General features: G+C 77.4%; 3 protein-coding genes. 1 reads left to right on the top strand and 2 read right to left on the bottom strand.

What is annotated here, in order from left to right:
• A partial coding sequence (locus tag NH602_RS29305) for a collagen binding domain-containing protein (RefSeq protein WP_253069502.1) occupies positions 1-982 on the top strand: 982 nt, incomplete at its 5' end.
• Positions 983-1051: 69 nt separating this feature from the next.
• Here NH602_RS29305 and NH602_RS29300 read toward each other — a convergent pair.
• Both NH602_RS29300 and NH602_RS29295 read right to left on the bottom strand, forming a co-directional pair.
• The gene (locus NH602_RS29300) at positions 1052-2860 is read right to left on the bottom strand and encodes a gamma-glutamyltransferase family protein (protein ID WP_253069501.1); all 1809 of its coding nucleotides are present in this window, start codon (positions 2858-2860) and stop codon (positions 1052-1054) included.
• 39 nt (positions 2861-2899) lie between these two features.
• Positions 2900-3710: TM0106 family RecB-like putative nuclease (locus tag NH602_RS29295; protein ID WP_253069500.1), on the bottom strand; the 811-nt coding region annotated here is incomplete at its 5' end.

Here is a 3710-nt window from a genome sequence, read left to right as displayed (position 1 = left end):
GCCGCACCCGGCGCCCCGGCCGAAGCCCCAGCCGCGTCCGCACAACGGCACCGTCGGTGACGCCGCCGCGGCCGCGGGCCTGGACCACCTGCACTCCACGGGCGGCGACGGCCCGGCCGTCACCGGACGGGTCCAGGGCGGCGCCGGCGCGCCGGTCCCCGGGGCGGTCGTCACCGTCACCCGGCTGTCCGGCGACCAGGTCGGTCGCACCACGACCGACGACGACGGCCACTACCGCATCGCCGTCGACCAGCCCGGACGCTTCCTGGTCGTCGCGGCCTCGGCGGCGCTGCCGCCGCACGCCGCGACCGTCTCGGTCGGCACCGAGCCGGTCCGCCACGACGTGCGGCTGTCGGTCAGCAGCGGCATCCGCGGCACCGTGCTCGACGCCGCGGGCACCCCGCTGCCCGGGGTCACCGTCTCGCTGATCGACCACGGCGGCGACGTCGCCGCGGCAGGCCGATCCGGTGAGGGCGGCCGCTGGGCGCTCGACGGCGTCCCGGCCGGGCGCTACACGCTCACCGCCGCCGGCGAGGGCGTCGACCCGGTGGCGGTCGGCGTCGAGGTGCCCGGCTCCGGCACGGCGGTCCAGGACCTGCGGCTGCCGCAGCGCTCCCGGCTCACCGGCCGGGTCACCGCGGCGCCCGACGGGCACCCGGTGGCGCACGCACTGGCCACGCTGATCGACGCCGAGGGCGCCGTCGTCGGGTCGCGGCTGTCCGGCCCGGACGGGACCTTCGCGTTCGAGGGCCTGCCCGCGGGCAGCTACACCCTCGCGACCAGCGGCTACGCCCCGGTCGCGAACGTGGTCGCACTCGAGCCGGGCCGGGTGACCCACTCCGACGTGGAGTTCCCGCTCCCGCTCGACGGGCAGGCGTCCAGGAACGGCGCCGCGTCCCCGACGGTCGACGGCAACGGGCTGCAGAACGGCCGGCACGTCCGGGAGGGCGAGCAGGGTCTGCGGGGCGAGGCGCACCGCTGACCCACCCGTCCGTGTTCCACGTGGAACGCCCCGGCTCCCCCGTCACGGGAGGGCCGGGGCGTTCGGCGTCTACAGCGCGATCGCCGCGCCCACCCCCGACCGCGGGTCGACCGCGGCGTGCAGCGTCCCCCGCCCGCCGCCGCCCGGGACGGCGACCCCGGTCCCGACCGCGCACATCCGGCCCAGGGCCCAGGCACCCGCGTCCTCCACGACGTGCCCGCGACGGGTCAGACCGGCGAGGGTGCCGGCCCCGAGCCGCGACTCGACGACGAGCCCGTGCGGCTCCCAGCCGCGCGGCGCGAAGGACGCGGGGAACGCCGTCGAGTGCCAGGTCGGCGCGTCGATCGCGGCCTGCAGGTCCAGCCCGCCGTGCATCAGTGCGAGCAGGAAGGCGAGCTGCCACTGGTCCTGCTGGTCCCCACCGGGCGTCCCGAAGGCGAGCGCGGGCTCGCCGTCGCGCAGCGCCAGCGACGGCGACAGCGTCGTGCGCGGTATCCGCCCGGGCGCCAGCGTGCTCGCGAGCCCCTCCTCCAGCCAGAACATCTGGCCGCGGGTGCCGAGGCAGAAGCCCAGCGCCGGGATCGTCGGTGACGACTGCAGCCAGCCCCCCGACGGCGTCACCGAGATCATGTTCCCGGCGGCGTCGACGACGTCGACGTGCACCGTGTCCCCGCGGGCGACGCCGTCCCGCGACACCGTCGGCTCGCCGGTGCCCGGCCCCTCCGTCCCGGAGCCGCGCCCGGCGCCCGGGGTCGCCGCGTAGTCCCCGATCCGCGGCGTGCGTCCGCCCGGCGCGCCGGGTCGCAGCCCGCCGTCCGAGGCCGGGCCGATCAGGCCCCGCCGGTCGTCGGTATAGGCGTCGGAGAGCAGGTCGGCGAGCAGGTCGGGGGTCGCGCCGTCGCCGTACCAGGCCTCCCGGTCGGCGAAGGCGAGCTTCGCGGCCTCGGCGGCGGCGTGCACCGTGTCGAGGGTCGCGACACCGCCGGGCAGCTCCAGGTCCAGGCCCGCCAGCAGCCGCAGCTGCTGCAGCAGGACCGGTCCCTGCGACCACGGGCCGCACTTCGCGACCGACCAGCCGGTCCCGGCGTCGGCGACGAGCGCGTCCTCGTAGTGCGCCGACCAGCCGGCCAGGTCGTCGGCGGTGAGCAGGCCGGTGTGGTCGCGCCCGGTCTCGTCCCGGACCGGGGTCGCGGCGAACCGGCCGATCTCCTCGGCGACGAACCCGCGGTACCAGGCGTCGCGGGCGGCGTCGATCCGCGCCTCCCGGCTCGGGCCGACGGCCTCGTCGAGCAGCCGGCGCCAGGTCGCGGCCAGCACGGGCAGCCGCACCAGCTCGCCCGCGGCGGGGACCCGACCGTCGGGCAGCCAGGTCGCCGCCGACGACGGCCAGTGCGTGCGGAAGTGGTCGGCGACCGTGCCGATGGCCGCGGGCACCCGCGGGACCAGCGGGAACCCGCCCGCGGCGTAGCCGAGCGCCGGTGCGAGGACATCGGCGAGCTCCCATGTGCCGTGATCGCGGAGCAGGGTCAGCCAGCCCTCCCAGGCCCCGGGGACCGTCGCCGGGAGCAGGCCGGTGCCGGGGACGATCGTGAGGCCCAGGTCGCGCAGCCGGTCGGCCGTCGCGGCGGCCGGTGCCACGCCCTGGGCGCACAGCACCCGCGGGACGGGGTCGGCCGCGGTGACGAACACGGCGGGCAGCTCACCTCCCGGCCCGCACAGGTGCGGCTCGACCACCTGCAGCACGAACCCGCAGGCGACGGCGGCGTCGAAGGCGTTCCCGCCCCGCGCCAGCACCGTGGCCGCGGCGGCGGTGCCGAGATGGTGGGTGCTGCTGACCGCGCCGTGCGGCCCGATCCGGTCGTGTCCTCTGGGTGCCACGACCCGGATCCTCACACGCTCGCGTGTGACCCGCGGACCTCAGGCGAGGTCGCGCAGCTCGCTCACCAGCGGGACCTCCAGCACCCGGTCCGAGGACATCCACTCGCGCAGCGCGTGGGTGGCCAGCACGTCGTCGGTGTTGTAGCCCAGCAGCCGCTCCCGCTGGACCGGGTCGGGCTCGCCGCCGTCGAGCGCGACGGCGTCGCGGTACCAGCGCATGGAGTTCTCCCCACCCGCCTCCGGGTCCCGCCAGGAGAACCCGGCGGCGGGAGCGATCTTCTTCAGCCCCTTGCCCTGCGAGCACAGGAACCAGGTGGAGACCACGCCGTAGAGGTCCACCCAGCACGGGTCCGCGACGAACGCGCGCACCTCGGCCTCGGTCGGTACCCCGGGCATCCCGGCGAACCGCTGCGCCGAGGCGATCATCCAGCGGTTCTCGGCCTGCTCGTTGTAGCAGTAGGCGGCGAACGTGCGCCCGGACGCGAGCGTGGCGGCGCGCAGGCCCGCGAACCACGTCCAGAACTCCCCGAACGAGCGCCCCTCGTCGCGGGTGGGCAGCGGGTCCCAGGTCGCGAACGCCCGGTAGCCGGGCTCCGGGTCCCCGTCACGCGCACCGCCGGGCAGCGTCAGCAGCGCACCCCACAGGTAGGCCCCGGACTCGCCGAAGCTCTCCATGTCGACGTCGACCTCGACGTCGGCGCGAGTGACCGGCACCCGCGGCACCCGGCGGGCGACGGCGAGTCCCCGGCGGCGCGCACGGGCCAGCGCCACGAGGTCGGTGAACGGCGGCCCGGGCAGGGGGCCGGTCAGCTCGGCGGGCGGGTCCGCCGGGTCCAGCGCGGCCAGTCCC

This window comes from Pseudonocardia sp. McavD-2-B, assembly GCF_024124365.1.
Taxonomy (GTDB): Bacteria; Actinomycetota; Actinomycetes; order Mycobacteriales; family Pseudonocardiaceae; genus Pseudonocardia; species Pseudonocardia alni.
This window is presented reverse-complemented; position numbering and strand designations above follow the sequence as displayed.